The organism is Mesorhizobium loti R88b (assembly GCF_013170845.1).
In the GTDB taxonomy this organism is placed as follows: domain Bacteria; phylum Pseudomonadota; class Alphaproteobacteria; order Rhizobiales; family Rhizobiaceae; genus Mesorhizobium; species Mesorhizobium loti_B.
In genome coordinates this window covers 6717869-6733061 of record NZ_CP033367.1, presented here as the reverse complement: position 1 = coordinate 6733061, position 15193 = coordinate 6717869, and the positions used below count along the sequence as shown (strand labels likewise).

Below are 15193 nucleotides of genomic sequence, written 5' to 3'. Positions count from 1 at the left end.
TGAGCCAATCATCATGCTGCCGGCGAACCACGTACCGGCGGCTCAAAACGACGTATTTTGGGCTTTCCGCGGCGCCCTCCTAGCGTTCTCATTGACAGGAGAGACATCGAATGATGGAATGTCCTTGGTCCTAGGACAGAGGACAAGCTGCAATGATTGGAATGAAAAGTCAGGATATCGTGGTGCTTCTGAAGCTCGTGAGCTTGCAGGAGCAAGGAGAGTTCGCGGGCCATGGGGAACAGCGTAGGGGCTTTGCGGGCGAGGACCCCTTCTCTGTTCGCGGGCTGGAATCCCTAACAGGTATCAGCAAGACGGAGATCAACGCCTCCTTAAAGCGCAGTCTCTCATCGGGGTTGGCCATTAAAGACCGGGATACGGGACGGGCCAATCCTCACCGCCGCAATCTCTATGAATTTATCGTCCACGGCCTGAAGTTCGTGTTTCCCGCGAAGGCAGGCGCGATGACGCGCGGTATTCCGACGGCGTTCGCCGCGCCGATGCTGAAGGGGCTATTGGTCAGCGGAGGCGAGTACATACACATATGGCCCTATGCCCAAGGGCGGGACATGGGGCAGTCGGTTGCACCTTTGTTCAAGAGTGTGCCTGAAGCAGTCCAGAAAGATGAACGGCTCTACGAATATCTTGCTCTCGTTGATGCCATCCGGCTCGGCAATCAGCGCCAAGCGGGCCTGGCTGGACAGCGGCTTTCGGAGAGGTTCCTGAAAAAATGACGGTCCGAGGCCAATTGCTCCTGATGCTGCAGACGGTGGCGGAAGCTTTGGGGGAAGACTTCCGGGAACGGCTGGTCTTTGTCGGCGGGTGCACAACCGCTCTTTTTATAACAGACGAAGTGACCCTTGAGGATGTGAGGGCGACTGACGATGTCGACCTCATCGTCGATCTTGCCGGTTATGGAGAGTGGGCGCAGTTGCGGGAAGAATTGAGGCAGCGAGGTTTCGCTGAGTCCCCCGAGGACAACGTCATCTGCCGGATGCGGCTGCGGGACCTCAAGGTCGACTTTATGCCGGACGATGCCGGCATACTCGGCTTCACTAGCCACTGGTACGCAGCTGGGATCGAAACGGCAGTAACCCATGAATTGACCGATACGCTCAGGATCAAAAAGCTTTCCCCGGAACTATTTGTCGCGACAAAGCTGGAAGCTTATCTCGGGCGCGGCGCAGGTGATCTGTTCATGAGCCGTGACATGGAAGATATCCTCCTCATTGTCGACGGGCGGCCGGAGATCGTGGACGAGATTCTTGCTGCAGAGGCCGAAGTCCACCGGTTCATCGCCGAACAGTTCACAGTCCTGCTTCAGAACGGCGACTTCGAATATTTCCTTGAGGGAAATGTCCGCGGCCCGGCAGGGCGGACCGATATAGTGCGAGACCGGTTTGTCGCCATTAGTCGTGGCGCCGGTTGAAGAGGATGGTGGCAGCCAGTGCAGGAGCACGTGTGATGATTTCGTTGAGGTCGGCAGCAAGGGCGTGACGCTCGAATACGAACCGCACTTCGGTGGCAATGCCTGGGTGACGCGGGAGCTCAAGGCGGCGGGCAAGGTGACGCTGAGCCGGGTCTTCTTCTTCCGCAGTTCCGACCTCGTGGCGGAGACGGCGCACGGTGCCGCTCACGACGACGAGGCGGACGAGGACGATCGACCGCTCTATCGGTTTCGGTTCGCGACCACAAAAGACGGATATCACCGCATTCCCGGGCGGATCCTGGGGATCGACAACGATGTGCTGATCGTCGCGGAGGGGATCGCGCCGGACCGGAAGGTCTTTGTCGCCGAGCGCAATATCAGCATCTTTCGGCGCATTGCAAAGCTGAAGCCCGGCAGCGAAATCGTCGTTGGCGGCGACCGGGTCGACAGCATCGCCGTCGAGGCCTTCGGCGAGCTGCTCGAGATACGCCTGTATCGTGGCAACAGCGTTCCGACCAAGGAGCTGTCAGGCACCATCATGCAGGCCGAGAAATACCTGTTCCACCTCTCCAAATGGGGCGTTGAGGGGGAGCGCGAACTGTCGAAGCGATACGGGTCAGCACTTCCCGCCGGCCTCCAGATCCGGGTGACCAATCCCAAGGCGCTGCTTCTGCTCGGCCGCGATCGCCGAACGGACGGCACGGGCGGGCTCACCGAGAACCAATCGTTCGACCTGGAGGTGATCAAGCGGAAATATGTGAATATGATGGACATCGTCCCCTACGACGATCTGCTCCGCCGCCTCGACAGAATCATCGTCTCGCTGACGGAGCGCGCGGGCTCGGCCGGATTGGGGCAACGCGCTGACAAGCGTGGCACAGACCGGCGGGATTCAACCGACAGGTGCGCGGGCGGCGGGGATGCGTCGGGAGCTGATGCGTGCTGAAGGGCGTTTCGACCTCTTTTGCTCGGCGGAGTTGAGGCATGTTCGCGGGCACGAAAGGAGACCTCGTCCATGAATGCCCAGGAACTTCTCGACAAGATTAAGGAACTGCCCAACAAGCCGGTCGATGTGCCCACGCCGCCGGCGATCGAGCTCGTCGCCATGGTGGTGCGCTGGGGTCGCCATCTCAAGCAGTGGAAAGCCACCACGCTCGCCGACTTCGCGCGTGTCTCGCTGTCGACGGTCGAGCGCGTCGAACGCGCGAAGAAGGTAAGCGACGAGGCGCTCGACCGCATCGCCCAAGCGCTCGGCCACGCGCCGGGCGCGTTCACCACGCCGCGCCTGCCGATCGGTCCGGACAAGGCGGCCGAACAACACCTCGTCGAGGCGTTTGGCCATCTCGAACCGGTGGCGGTGTCGCCGATGAAGACGCACAAGGCCATCCGCGATGCCGCGAAGTGCGACGCCTATCTCATCCACCGTCCCGGCGTGCCCGACACCCATGACGACCACATCGCTAATCTCGGCGAATGGCTCGATCTCGCCTCGTTCATCCTCTCCGACATCGTCGAGGAGCCATTGTCGTCGGGGCGAGGGCGGCGCCAGCTCTACAATGACATTCTTGCCGCGGTGTCCGAGCTGGAGCGCCGCGGGCTGACGGTCCTGTCCGGTGTCATGGCCGCGCCCCAGCCGGGCATGCCTGACTGGAAGGTCGCCATTGTCTCGGTGACGCCGCGCCTCACCGATCCCGGCGCGCCGAGGCGTCGTCGCGTCCTGGTCGACCGCCGGACGGTCGCCGTGACGCCGGGCTGGCTCACCGACGATTAGGCGATGAGGGCGAGGCGCTCGGTGATGAACTGGGCGATCTCAGCGGGATTGAAGCGTCGCGCGTCGACGTAGCCGTCGGTGCGGAACACGCCATCGACGGCGCCGTCGTCGACGCGCACGTACATGACGCGCTGCTCGTCCCGAGCCATGATGATTTCGCGGATCGCGCGGAACTCGACGCCGCACCAGTCCTTGCGCTGATAGTCGGCGCCGATGAAGACTACGATGAGCTTGGAGCGGTTGCGATAGATGTCCTGCAGCAGGGTGTCGAGCGATGGCCGGGCAAGCTGGGAGACGTAGTTGTTGTCGTAGAAATAGGCGTTGGGGCCGAGACTCGCCTCGAGCTCGCGGGCCACCTGCTCGACCAGCCCGCGGGCTTCGCCGGGAAACGAGAGACCAACATCGAAATGGTGCTGGGTGATGTCGACGGCGCGGCTGGCCTGCCGCGTCCACGAGGGCAAGGCAATGCCCCGCGCAGCGTGCAGTTCTTTCGGCAGGTTGACGTCCTTGATCGCCCAGTGCGTGCGATTCATCTCCCATTTGCCGATGTCGAGCTCGAAGGCGAGGGCGTCGAAGTCGGCCGCGCTGAAGGACGATAAACGAGCGATCTTCGCCGCCGCCGCCGCGCACGCGCAACGCGCCGTAGACTATCTGTTGCGCTTCAGCGCCTCCGAAGCAGCCGCCGCGTGAGCGGCGGCCTTCTGGACCGAAGCGTCTACAGCATGCGACGGCTGGCCATCGTTGCCACGCCGAGTGTCACGTTACGCGTCGGCGTGGGTATCGGCGCGCAAGAGAACATCGTCAAAAATAACGCCGGCCTCATCGCTTATGGCTGACAGGGCGACTTGATAGCGTGCATACTCGCCGGGCGCGAATTCCACTCCGAACCGGTCGACGACATCCTTTTGGGAAAGCCTGAAGCCGTAGGTGCGTAGCGACCGGCGCCCATTGGTATCGCGCGTCGAGACCGCAACCACTTTCCAAAAGACAAGAGGATACTGCACCGGGCCGGTCCCGAAATCTTCGGATGGATCGTTCGGGTGCAAGATCGGACCCGCTATGATGCAGGCGCGCGTGTCACCTGATTGCAAGTCGCGTTGAATGTGGTTTTCGAAACCGCCCCACAAGCCTTGAACTCCCGGCCATTGCTTTCCCGGTTGGGAGCGATTGAAGGCCGCGTGCTGCGGCGTGCAATTTGAGAAGTGAAACGTGTCGGAATTGGCAAACTCGATTTCCGTCGGCGCATCACCCCAGGCATTGTCTTCCCTACGCACGATATGACCCCGGTCGATCTGTTTGGCGGGCGCGTAGATGTCGGGATCGCCCAACTGGTATTTCTGGGGAATTCGCGGGTCAAACACCCAACGATCTTGACCGAAGAAGGCGCGGCCGCTGGAGGTCCTTTTCGATGCATCGTAATCGACATTCACCGCCGACCACATCTGCATGCGCCGGGAAGCGTTCATCGCCAGGCTGAAGTGATGGTACTTGAGCACGACGATCTGGCCATTCTCCTTATACATCTCCTGGTCCCGCTCCTGCGAAATGCGAGGCAGCGGCACGGTGATATCGTTTTCGAGAAAGTCAGGGTTGTAGCCTTCTCGATCGTCGTAATTGGGGTCGAAGCGCAGTGCTTTCTCGAGCGCCTCGTCTGTCGCGACTGCGGCCGTCGCCTGTGGAAGCTGTGATGCCGGCACACCGCTACCAACGAAAATCGTCACTGGTCCGGAAAAATTCATGGTAACGCCGCCCATCACGTTTCCTTTCGTGTTTGCGAAAATTTTGGAGGGATCAGGTAACACAGGACTAAGGGCTTCTGGCGCGCGAGGCGTCGCTAGCTTCGCGACCTCATCGGTAGGATCGGTCGTGTTGGCCAGCAATTCGTCCAAAAGATGCTTGGAGGCGGGCGTGGTCGGTACAAGCCCGCCGAAGGCCTTTACCAACGCACTTATGCGCACACCCTCATTCGCGATCCAGTCTATCCCGTCATCCGGCTGGCCAGGTGACCATGCCGAACCGTCCTTATTGAGAATAGTATTGCCACGCATTTTTGGAATGGAGGCGTGGTGCAAACCGACGACCTCCCACATTTCCGAATAGCAGGCCGAGCCCGACGATCCTTCCTCGGTGTCGGTCTCGTACCGGAGGAAACCGTCCTCCCGCAGCTCGAGCAGCCGGCAATTCTCCATCGCATAGCGTTTTGGCCCGCCATCAGGATATTCGATCATCCGGATAGGCATTCCGGGCAGGATCTTTGACCGCGATCCGTTGATCGCCAGGAAGTTGACAGAGGAGAGAAGCTCGCCGGTGATTGCCTTCGGCTTCACCGCGACGAGCGCGAAATCGAGATCCTCCGCCGAGAAGAAAAGGGCGTCCGGATCAAACTCGAAAATGATGCCGCGGGCGACACCTGATGCCGTCTCATCATGAAGAAAATTTGCGCCGGTTCCTCGTACCGAGCCGGGATCCGGAAACACATGCCAGTTTGTCAGAAGAACGTTAGGTGAAACCATGAACCCGGTCGCAAACCCGACCGGGTCGACCTTCGGATCGACGTTGGCCACGATGCGGGCGACCGGCCGGCCAGCGGCTCGGGCAGCATCGTCTGGCGGCAAGGTGTACCAGTCAAGGGTAGGCCCCATCTTCCGCTCGACGAACACCGGAAGACGGCCTTGTGCCTTCAGTTCACTCGCCTGATCAAAGCTCGAACGGCGAGCGTCGTAGCGCGCCTGTTCCGAAGGCGTCACTTGCGTCGTCGCGGGCGTTGGGGGTTGCGCTTTCCATCGTTTTGCAGCCGCAATCATTACCGCGCGGCGGCGCTCGTCGAACAAATTAGTCGTAACCATGGGAGATTCCTTCCTCCAAGGAAATAGGGAAAGTCTAGCGGACTCTATTTGATGATAGTGATTAAGAGATTCTACGTTAAACGATTAAACTTCAACGGATGAATAGTTCAAACGATTTAATATTTAAGCGGCTAACAGATTTGCAAACGATGGTCATTATGAACTCGCTCTTCCTCTATAAATTTCTAAAAAAATCCAAACCTCCTCTTACGTCACTATGCAACAAAGAGTAATGTGCGGTCAATGTGAAGAATAGAGTTCTATGGCGGGATCGCTTGTTCGGCTGTCTTTGGCGGCAGGAGCTTCGGTGCCTGCCTGCGCATAGGGGGACCTGAAGGTCATTCGATCACGTAGAGATCACAAAGCGGTGACTTTCAGTGCCGCCGCTTCAACGGGTGCAGAGCATTCTTGGGGGAGATGTCCATGACAGCGCGTACCAGACCGGACACGAAGTTGCGTGTCGCTCACTTTGCCGCCGCCGCTCGTCGGTTCGCTCCGGGCCTTCTCATTTTGGTTGGCGTTTCGGGCTGCGAAAAAAATCTCTTCCAGGCGCCACCCCATGGTGGCACTGCCGATGTGCCACCGGCACCCGTGTCGGACAGCGTTCTCACGCTGTTGGCGCAAATCCCGTACGAGACGCTAGTGCAAGCAGCCCAATCGAAGATACCGCAATCCGTTCCAGTGCAAGGAGATGGTCAAATCGGATGTGTCGGTATTCCTCATATTAATCCCGGACACGTGGGACATCATACTGAGTGCCGTTGGATCGGTGTCCGTATTTGCGCTGAAGTACCAGATATTACCGCTCCGAGCCTTGGCACTACGAACCAATGCGCCGAATATCATTGGCACGCTGACATCAAAACGGATGGCCCTCTTGTCGTGGCCCAGGCGGGCAATGGCGTTCACGTCGAACAGCCGCTGTTTGTCAGCGGTCAGGCCGGCGTAGGCGGCGACCTTGCCAAACTGCTTTCGCTTTCCGGAAAGAACTTCGAGGCTCGGCTGGTCCCCGGCGTCGATCTGCAGCTCGACATGAACGATAAGTGGTGCCCCGTGCTCACGGGAACCCCGACCGGCAGATGGGTGAGCAGTGCTTCGGTGGAAGTCGTGGGCAAAAACTGTCTCGGCTTTGATTTTGGGAGCCTAGGCCACCCAGAGGTCTGCGCAGGGCCAATCAATCTTGGACTGGCTGACGTGTTGAACGGCCAGATCAATGACCACCGCGCCAAGATACAGGATGCCATCACCAAAGCTCTGCCTTGTGGTGCGCTTCGGTCAAAGGTTGAGGCCCAATGGCACGCCATTGCGATCAAGATCGACCGCCCGGATAGCACGCCCGTCTATCTCAACATCGTCCCCACAGCGGCGAGCTTTTCGGGCCTGGTCGGTGAAGCGCAAGGCATGAAGATGACCGTGCGTGTCGCAGCAAAGACCAGTCTTGCCGCAGAGCCAGTTGCCACACAGTCCCTGTCTCTGCCGCCATTGGGCAAAACATCAGCCGATCGAAGTCAAGCCGATATCACCGTGCAAGCAGCTGCTCCCTACGGATTGCTATTGGACGAGCTGTCAAAGAACCTTAAGGGTCGCGATTTTCAGCAGCAGACACCGGCCGGCGCCGTCGATGTGAAGGTCGAGGATGTTGACCTCTATCCTAGCGCCAGCTCTGTCGTGGTGGGCTTGAAGGTACAGGCAAAGCTGCCGGGCGAGTTCCTGAATACGACCGGCTGGGTTTACCTCTCAGGCCTACCCCGCGTCGAGAAAACTGGAACAGCGATCTCCATCAACGAATTGCATTTCGCGACCGTCCTGGACAACGCTTTCTGGAAGGCTGCACAATCCCTGTTCGAAACCCAGATCCTGGCAGATTTAGAGGCTCATTCGAGAGTCGATCTCAACAAGCAGTTCAACGACGCGTCCGATGAGATTTTGAAGGCCGTTCACAATACCAACGTTCCGGGATTGAAGATTTCCGCTGACACGCCGTCGATCGAACTACTCGATATCACTGTCGGGCCAAAAAATCTGATTGCCAGTGCGCGCCTCAAAATGAATTTCGATATGGCGCTATCAGCTGATTTAGTAGGTCAATAGCCCGTATGCCGAATGAGTTGCAATCTCACGAGTTGACGATGCATGGGTGCAAATAGGCTGTCGCTGACCAAGGCCAGGGACGGCCCACCAAACGAAAAAGGGGTGCAAATGACGCAATCGCAACTTAGCAAGGTTTGGTTTGTGTTCAGTGCGCTGCTTCTCTACTACACCCTGAATTCTTGGGTGGTAGCGCAAGGCGGGGAAGAGATTTTCGGTGCAAAGCTGGTCATGAAGGCGAGGGTGCCTGCAGTAATGATCGCAATCCCGATATGTTCGATTTTGCTCGCACTAACCTCACTTGTTGGACGCGTCTATGCCCCACGCGGCGGCTCGCACTGGCATGCGCGGATACCGGTTGTCGGCTTCGACGCGATCGAGACGGGCTCGCGAGAAGGCCGCGTCTATCAAGGCGCGATGATTGTGGTTTTCTCCGTGCTGCCCGCGATCGCGCTGGTCTATTTCTGGTGTACGTTTCTCTCCGCGACGGTAATGCTGAACGACGGCAAGAAGGACCCAGGCGCCAGCCTTTGGGATTGGTCGGAGCTCCGGACGCTGAACGATCCCGCTCGTATCTGCACTGAATTTGACAAGGGGCTCGACAAGCCGTGTATCGGCAGCGCGACGGTGCTGCCGGGCCTTGAGCCAACAATCTTTGGCGCGCTAACCCTCGCGGGCATTATTGCGCTCGCGATGCACTGGCGTGCTGTGGCGATGGGTCAACGGCATGAGGCCTCACCGATCACGACCCAAGGCAAGCAAGAGTCAGCGGATTGAAACTGTCAGTCAGTTGCGGGCGACGAAAGAGGCTTGCGGCTCAGCAATTCCAGCAAGGCGACCTGGCCGGTAACGGCAGATCCGGCAACCCACGCCAGCATCACCCACTCGGAAACGGACATGCCGCCGGTTTCTGTCCGACAAACTGTCCGCAGGCGTACATGGCGGCAATGGGGATGCTCACGGCGATGACAAGAAGTCCGATTGTTGCAAAGAACACCATCTCTCTCATCCCCGCCGCCTCTACGGCGTTTGCACTGTAGCCGCATCTTGCCCAGCGCCATCAACAGAGTGTCTCGCAAGCAATTCCGTCGCCATCGCGATCCAGCTTGCCGCCCCATGGACAGTTGTTGAGATACCATTGGGCTTCGTCGCAAGAGCTGATTTGCGAGCATGTCCGCCGCGGTTGGCATGAAAAGCTTTGCGCTACCTGTGGGCGGCTGCTGATGCCGAGTGGCTGGCTCGACGGCCTCGCATCACCGGCGTGCACAGCCCGCCATTCCCAGGGCGCCTGAAACGTTCCGAGCCAAAGACCGAGCTTCGCGGCCTCCGCCTTCGCCTGCTGCGCTGAATAGGCCCCGTGGCTGTAGCGGGGCCAATCCAGAGCCTGGCCGTGCTCGACCATCCAGGAGGCGACGCTGACGCCATCCGCGCGCTGGCAATCACCGACAAACCGGTGATATCGGTCCCAAGTTACGAAGGTGCAGTGCACCGGCCTGGAGGCCGCTAGAAATGCGTCCAGTGCGTCGGCTGAGCGGCGCCCGCAGGAATAGTCGAATCCCTTGGCGTCGCTGCAGTACTGCTTGCTCTCCGGCGCGTCGATGCCGTTAAAGCGGATCCGCTGGCCATGGACTTCGATCGTGTCCCCATCGATAACGGACGCGACGCCAGCGATCGGCTCCGGCTTCGACCCGAACCAGTTCGAAACGCCAATGTCTGGTATTCGGTCGGTGTGCTGCATGGCTGATTGCGTGGCTAAGGCGGTAGCGGCAGCCACTGTCAGAAAGACCAGTTTCAACGGCACGCTTGCGCGACGCCAGGCGCGTGATCGACCCACGCCATTGCCCTTGCGCCCCTGACCCGAGCGATTTTTGTAGCGAGATTTGTCCAAGCTATTCTCCCCATCACTAGAATGCTATCAAATTTGGCGCTGGTCTAGGTTTGGCGGGTGACAAGGGTTGAGAATCTTTCTGTATGGCCGGGCGCTGATCGATCGCGTTAACACAGTGTGTCAATAACTCTCTGGAGCAAACGGTAGCGGCCTCAAAGTACGCGGATGCGAAAGACCATGGCCGGCCCGCGCTGGTTGCAAGGAATCGCTCCGGGGACCGAACCACTACTTTAGTTTGCACGCAGCGCGTCGATGTACTATCGAGCACATTCAGAATGGGTTTTTTGCATTCTGCTGGGTGGGGCAAGCCGGATATGACAGACGCCGATTGCGGGATTGCTGCGCGCTGAAGCGCGCGGCGTGCCGCAAGCATGTGTTTTCCAGGGTTGGATCGTAGGGGTAAAGACGTTGGTTGCGAGGTTTGAAGCGCTCGAGAAGCTGCGCAATCGGATAATGGAAGCGAACCACGACTATAGGGTGGGGGCAGACATTTTCCCGAGTCTCAACGTCGACAAGATTGCCCGGGATATGGACCTCGACGATCAGGGAACGGCGCATGGCGAAAAAGACCAGCCATCGTCCTCGTCCAAGGCCCTCGACGAGGTCGAACATTCCATCGTCGAAAGGGTGCAGGACGAGAAAAAGGCGGCCCACCAGATCCTTGAGGATCAGCTTCACCTCTTCTCCGGCCGCGTTGCGAACCTGGGCCTTGAGGAGCAGTTCGGCCTCCTTCAGCAAGCCAATACTTCAAGCCTGTCCGACTTCAAGGGAGAAATAGCGGTCGGTTTGGATACCCTTCACGCCAAGCGAACCGACCTTCACGAGGCAACCACGGAGCTTTCCAGCTTCCGCAAGAACCACCGCTTGGAACGCGTTGCCAGGCTGCAGCAAGGAACAGCCCATCTTTTCAGGGTGGCACTCCTTATTTTCCTCCTGCTGGTCGAGACGTATCTCAACGGATCCTTTCTGGCCAAGGGCAACGACCAAGGCTTCCTCGGTGGTGCCACGGAAGCATTCGCCTTTTCCTTCGTGAATATCGTGTCCGCGTTGATTTTCGCCATCTTCTGCGTGCGCTGGGTGACCCATCGGTCTTGGGGAGGGAAGCTTGTCGGAACCGTTTTCATCCTGCTCTATGCCGCTATTGCACTCGGGATCAACTTGCTGCTTGCGCACTATCGTGAGGTCAGCGGAACGCTCGCCGACGGAGCTGGCAACATTGCGGTCCAGAGAATGCTCCATAACCCGCTCGGGCTTGAGGAGGTGAGATCGTGGATGCTCTTCCTGGTCGGTCTGCTCTTTTCTATCATCGCCTTCATCGACGGCTGGTTCGTTCTCGATCCATATCCAGGTTATGCCGGCGTGGAAAAAAGGCGCCGGGAGAGACGGCAGGATTACACCGATACCAAAGCCGACCTCATAGACCGCCTCATCGAATTGCGCGACGACCACAATACCAAGGTCGAAGACATCTTGAAGGGGCTAAGCAGCCGTAGGAGAGAACACGCTGCAATCCTATCCAGCCGTGCGCGGCTTTTGGCTCTGTTCAATGAACATCAAGAGCAGCTCGAGAGGAGTTGCAACCAGCTGCTTTCAAAATACCGCGAAGCAAACATTCGGGCGCGCAAAACTCCCGCTCCAAAACACTTCTCCCAGCCCTTTAAACTCCAAAAGACCAAGCCCATTGTCCAAAACGATGGTGAGATCAAGGATAGCGATCTTGCTTCATCAATTGCCGCGGCCCAGCAGGCGCTGAACGAGCAGATGCTGCAGGTGGGCAAGGAATGCGAGTCCGGGATCGAAAAGTATCGCGACCTCGACAAGCTGTATCCGGAGACGCTCGATGGCCAGGCCTAGAAGCCGTCGCAGGGCAGGGAGCTCGCGCGGGAAAGGCGTTGGAGCGATTGTCGGAGCAATCCTGCTTGGACTTGCCTCGCTCGCAATGTTTTCCGGCTACGTCTGGCTCAACGTAAAGGCCCGGGACGTGCTGGAAACAGACGCAAAGACGGGCTGCCCGACAAAGGCGGGACCGAACAGCGTCACCGCTGTTCTTTTTGACACCTCTGATCCCGTCCCGCAGGCGACCATGGAGGATCTTGCCAACAAATTCAGGCAGATTGCCGGCTCAATCAAGCAAGGCGGCTACCTCTGGGTTGGCACCTTGACAGCGGTGCCTGGCGACCTGAAAGAGCTGTACGCGCGATGCAATCCGGGAGACGGCTCAACGGTTGACGTCTGGACCAGCAATCCCGGAAAGCATCAGAGAATCTGGGAAGAGGCCTTCGACAAGCCCCTCAAGGAACTGCCGGAGCACTTGCCGGCGGATAGCCAGGCTGATCAGTCGCCGATCATGGCTGGCATCCAGAAACTGAAGCTCAGCCTGTTCGACAACGGCATGTTCGACAATGTTCCAAAACGGTTGGTCCTCGTGTCGGACATGATGGAGAACACGCCCGCCTATTCCCAATACAAAGCGGGCGCCGACTACAACGCCTTCAAGAAAAGCCCAGCGAATTCGCGCTTTAGGACCGATCTTCTCGGCGCCGACGTAACCATTCTCTATTTCAACAGGCCGGAAAGGAAGTTCCCGTCCGTCGACCACGCCAATTTTTGGACGCAGTGGTTTTCGGAGAACGGGGGCAATCTCAGCGACTTTACAAAGCTGGAAGGGATGTAACCCATGGCCGCGCGTAGACAATCCTTCCTCGATACGTGGATCTTCCCGCAGGCTTTCTATATCGCGCTGACGGTAGGCGGGTGCGTTTTCATCGCCGTCACAAAGACCGCCGGCATAAGCCCCGTTATCTCGTCAACGGTGCCGATCGGCATCATGATCGGCTACTTCGCGTTTTCCTGGTACGTCGGGAAGTTGCGCGTTCACGACGAGCAGACAGGTGACAACCTCTATTACATGGGCTTCCTGTTCACGCTCTCCAGCCTGGGCACCTCGCTTTACCAGTTCGGCACAGACGCATCGACCGACGAAATCGTCAGGAATTTCGGCATTGCCGTGACGTCGACCATCACAGGCATCGCGCTGCGCATCTTCCACAATCAGGTCCGACGCGACCCCGCCGACGTGGAACGGGCTGCCCGTCACGAGCTCGCGGACATGACACGTCGCGTGCGCACCGAGATGGAAAGCGTAGCGCGTGAGTTCGCCGACTTCCGCCGGGTTTGCAATCAGATGTTGGAAGAAGGCTTCGACGAAATAGCCCGACAGGCGGAGAAGAACGGCGATCAGGTCCGACAGGCCTTCGAGGGTATGGCCGCCAAAGCGATAAAGCCCGTCCAGGAGACTTCGGAGAAGATAGCCAAAAGCCTCGATGACACGTTCGGCCGTATCGAAAGCAGGTTTTCAGGTGTCGCTGAAAAGGTCGACACAGTCGCAGCGTCGCTCGACACGGCGAATGCCTCCATGGCTGGCACGATCTCGAAGTTCGAGGCGCAGGCCGACATAGTTGCCGGGAAGCTCGCCAACGTGGTTATTCCGGACGAGGTCCTCAAGACGGATGTCGTCACAGTTCTCAAGGTGCTTGCAGCGTCTGTCGGAAGGTTCACCGAGCGGGCTGAGGCGCTTTCCAAAGAGCAGGGGGAAAGGACCGACAAGCTTTCGGATACCGTCTTGAGGATGGCGGCGCATCAGAAGCTCCTCCTGGAGAGGCTTGAGAAGCAGGCTGAGCAAAACGCCAGTACGACGAACCTGCTATCCCGCATCCTCGATCGCGATCGTGTGTCCGTCCCGCACGAAATTCCTCCGGTTGCACCTTTGCACGCCAATGAACCGTCTGTTGAACCTCCCATCTTCATCCCCATTTCGGCGGCAACTGCGCAGGGTGAGAAGCCAGGCGCAACGGCAACAGCCAACGGCGCTGATGCCGGGCAGCAGGCCTCCCAGCCGATCGTGGAGAAAGTCCAGCCGAGGCCGAGATGGTGGCGCTGAACGAACCCGGCGGAGCTTCGGTCGGCTACGAAAAGAAAGGCTATGCCCGCGGCTTGATCCTCGGGCTCACCATGGCCGAAACGATGCTCCTGCTCGTCTTCTGCCTGCTGTTGGTTGCAGGCGCCATTGTCGCAAAGAAGAAGGCCGAATTGGAAACTGCCCTTGAAAGGGTATCCCGCAGCGAAGCAGTGGTTCAGCAACTCAAGCAGGAGAACAAGAACCTGCTGGCCCAGGTTGCCGAGCTCATGGAGCGGTTCACTGGGCACAAAGTGCCTGATGAGGAATGGCGAAAGCTCGTCCTCGCCAAAAAAGCGATCGAGCAGATCGAGCAAAAGGGACTGTCGGCCGACGAAGCAGTTCAGCTGGCGGAAGCCACAGTCGCGGTCCGAGACAACAATCTCTCAGCCGACGACGTACGCAAGCTAGTCTCAGCAGATCAGCGTGCGACCGAAGCCGAACGGAAGCTGGCTGAAGCCGAAAAGGAACTCGCTGAAACGACACGGCAGCCTAAGGATCTGCCACCGATCATCAATCTGAGCGAAGCCAAGGGCTATTCCTTCGAAGTCAGCAGTGCCGAACTCAAACCGGCCTTTAAGGCCAAGCTTGAGGGCGCTATTGCCGAGCAGATTGCCGATATCGTCGCAAAATACGATGTCGATGTCGTCGAGGTCATTGGCCACACTGACGAGCAGCGATTGTCGAGGCAGTCGAACATGGACTTCGTTCTGGGGCGCGTACTCTCTGGGGATGAGAGCGTCAGCGAAATGGAGCCGGGTGATAATGCCGGGCTAGGCCTCGCGCGAGCGATATCCGTCGCGTCCGTTCTGAAAAAGATACCGGCGTTTGATCATTTGAACATCCTACCCATGTCAGGCGGCCAACTGATCCTGCCGGATGATCGCCTCACGGATGGAGCTCAGTCAGGCGACGCTCCAGAAAGGCGTCGTATCGAGATCCGAGTACGCAAGAGCAAGCAGAAGCTGGCCGCCGAGGGGCATCACGAAGGCAATTAATAGGCAAACCATGTTGAGCCAAAGCGTGGGTTGCCATCCACCGGAACACGAGTAGAAGCCCGCAAACTGCCGCGGTCCAGTGCCAGCGCGCCGCGCTTTAATTAGTCGGGCGCTCGCTGACGCGTTTTTTCCGCGCCGGAAGTCGAATGGAAAGCGCTTCAGGAAACCAGGAAATGCACTCCAGTCGTGTGATCACCGCTGCCACAATGCATGGTGTCCCC

At 58.7% G+C, this 15193-nt stretch carries 13 protein-coding genes and 1 pseudogene; 11 read left to right on the top strand and 3 right to left on the bottom strand.

Annotated features, from left to right (window positions below; translation table 11 throughout):
• The first annotated feature begins 161 nt into the window (after window positions 1–161).
• The 4 genes from EB235_RS32540 (at window position 162) to EB235_RS32525 (ending at window position 3197) form a co-directional block, all read left to right on the top strand.
• Window positions 162–731, top strand: a complete 570-nt coding sequence (locus EB235_RS32540; protein ID WP_027033350.1) for a hypothetical protein — start codon at window positions 162–164, stop codon at window positions 729–731.
• Between the two features lie 23 nt (window positions 732–754).
• Window positions 755–1426, top strand: a complete 672-nt coding sequence (locus tag EB235_RS32535; RefSeq protein ID WP_318013386.1) for a hypothetical protein — start codon at window positions 755–757, stop codon at window positions 1424–1426.
• Window positions 1413–2372 (top strand): Shedu immune nuclease family protein, encoded by a 960-nt coding sequence (locus tag EB235_RS32530; RefSeq protein WP_027033352.1) that lies wholly within the window; start codon window positions 1413–1415, stop codon window positions 2370–2372. Before EB235_RS32535 ends, EB235_RS32530 begins: the two co-directional genes overlap by 14 nt.
• Window positions 2373–2441: 69 nt before the next feature.
• On the top strand, window positions 2442–3197 hold the full coding sequence (locus EB235_RS32525; protein WP_027033353.1) for a helix-turn-helix domain-containing protein: 756 nt from the start codon (window positions 2442–2444) through the stop codon (window positions 3195–3197).
• Here EB235_RS32525 and EB235_RS32520 read toward each other — a convergent pair.
• Window positions 3194–3784: pseudogene (locus tag EB235_RS32520) on the bottom strand (toll/interleukin-1 receptor domain-containing protein); the annotation flags it as partial. The gene EB235_RS32525 and the pseudogene EB235_RS32520 overlap by 4 nt on opposite strands.
• Between EB235_RS32520 and EB235_RS32515 the strand changes: the two are divergent.
• Window positions 3744–3887: a hypothetical protein gene (locus EB235_RS32515; RefSeq protein ID WP_245268892.1), complete on the top strand. Its 144-nt coding sequence runs from the start codon at window positions 3744–3746 to the stop codon at window positions 3885–3887. The pseudogene EB235_RS32520 and the gene EB235_RS32515 sit on opposite strands and share 41 nt — an antisense overlap.
• A 71-nt stretch (window positions 3888–3958) precedes the next feature.
• Here EB235_RS32515 and EB235_RS32510 read toward each other — a convergent pair whose 3' ends face one another.
• The gene (locus tag EB235_RS32510; protein WP_032933002.1) at window positions 3959–6043 is read right to left on the bottom strand and encodes a DNA/RNA non-specific endonuclease; all 2085 of its coding nucleotides are present in this window, start codon (window positions 6041–6043) and stop codon (window positions 3959–3961) included.
• A 423-nt stretch (window positions 6044–6466) separates the two neighbouring features.
• Between EB235_RS32510 and EB235_RS32505 the strand changes: the two genes are divergently transcribed.
• Window positions 6467–8134, top strand: a complete 1668-nt coding sequence (locus EB235_RS32505; protein ID WP_157279973.1) for a DUF4403 family protein — start codon at window positions 6467–6469, stop codon at window positions 8132–8134.
• A gap of 42 nt (window positions 8135–8176) precedes the next feature.
• Window positions 8177–8908, top strand: a complete 732-nt coding sequence (locus EB235_RS32500) for a hypothetical protein (protein ID WP_027033356.1) — start codon at window positions 8177–8179, stop codon at window positions 8906–8908.
• 283 nt (window positions 8909–9191) lie between these two features.
• Here the strand turns inward: EB235_RS32500 and EB235_RS32495 are convergent, their stop codons facing one another.
• The gene (locus EB235_RS32495; protein WP_173424400.1) at window positions 9192–10019 is read right to left on the bottom strand and encodes an excalibur calcium-binding domain-containing protein; all 828 of its coding nucleotides are present in this window, start codon (window positions 10017–10019) and stop codon (window positions 9192–9194) included.
• Between the two features lie 336 nt (window positions 10020–10355).
• Between EB235_RS32495 and EB235_RS32490 the strand changes: the two genes are divergently transcribed.
• From EB235_RS32490 to EB235_RS32475, 4 genes are read left to right on the top strand one after another with little or no spacing between them, the layout of a single operon-like run.
• On the top strand, window positions 10356–11873 hold the full coding sequence (locus EB235_RS32490; RefSeq protein WP_224713143.1) for a hypothetical protein: 1518 nt from the start codon (window positions 10356–10358) through the stop codon (window positions 11871–11873).
• Window positions 11860–12693 (top strand): hypothetical protein, encoded by an 834-nt coding sequence (locus EB235_RS32485; protein WP_027033358.1) that lies wholly within the window; start codon window positions 11860–11862, stop codon window positions 12691–12693. The genes EB235_RS32490 and EB235_RS32485 overlap by 14 nt, the downstream gene beginning before the upstream one ends.
• Before the next feature lie 3 nt (window positions 12694–12696).
• Window positions 12697–13959 carry a hypothetical protein gene (locus tag EB235_RS32480; RefSeq protein ID WP_051371558.1) on the top strand — a complete coding sequence of 421 codons (1263 nt, stop codon included), beginning with the start codon at window positions 12697–12699 and terminating at the stop codon, window positions 13957–13959.
• Window positions 13947–14972 carry an OmpA family protein gene (locus tag EB235_RS32475; RefSeq protein ID WP_027033359.1) on the top strand — a complete coding sequence of 342 codons (1026 nt, stop codon included), beginning with the start codon at window positions 13947–13949 and terminating at the stop codon, window positions 14970–14972. Before EB235_RS32480 ends, EB235_RS32475 begins: the two co-directional genes overlap by 13 nt.
• The last annotated feature ends 221 nt before the right edge of the window (window positions 14973–15193 follow it).

Coding starts and splice junctions, on each gene's coding strand:
- EB235_RS32535 (WP_318013386.1), top strand. CDS start 755: ATGCTGCAGACGGTGGCGGAAGCTTTGGGGGAAGACTTCCGGGAACGG.
- EB235_RS32500 (WP_027033356.1), top strand. CDS start 8,177: ATGGGTGCAAATAGGCTGTCGCTGACCAAGGCCAGGGACGGCCCACCA.
- EB235_RS32485 (WP_027033358.1), top strand. CDS start 11,860: ATGGCCAGGCCTAGAAGCCGTCGCAGGGCAGGGAGCTCGCGCGGGAAA.
- EB235_RS32540 (WP_027033350.1), top strand. CDS start 162: ATGAAAAGTCAGGATATCGTGGTGCTTCTGAAGCTCGTGAGCTTGCAG.
- EB235_RS32525 (WP_027033353.1), top strand. CDS start 2,442: ATGAATGCCCAGGAACTTCTCGACAAGATTAAGGAACTGCCCAACAAG.
- EB235_RS32480 (WP_051371558.1), top strand. CDS start 12,697: ATGGCCGCGCGTAGACAATCCTTCCTCGATACGTGGATCTTCCCGCAG.
- EB235_RS32505 (WP_157279973.1), top strand. CDS start 6,467: ATGACAGCGCGTACCAGACCGGACACGAAGTTGCGTGTCGCTCACTTT.
- EB235_RS32475 (WP_027033359.1), top strand. CDS start 13,947: ATGGTGGCGCTGAACGAACCCGGCGGAGCTTCGGTCGGCTACGAAAAG.
- EB235_RS32510 (WP_032933002.1), bottom strand. CDS start 6,043: ATGGTTACGACTAATTTGTTCGACGAGCGCCGCCGCGCGGTAATGATT.
- EB235_RS32515 (WP_245268892.1), top strand. CDS start 3,744: ATGTCGAGCTCGAAGGCGAGGGCGTCGAAGTCGGCCGCGCTGAAGGAC.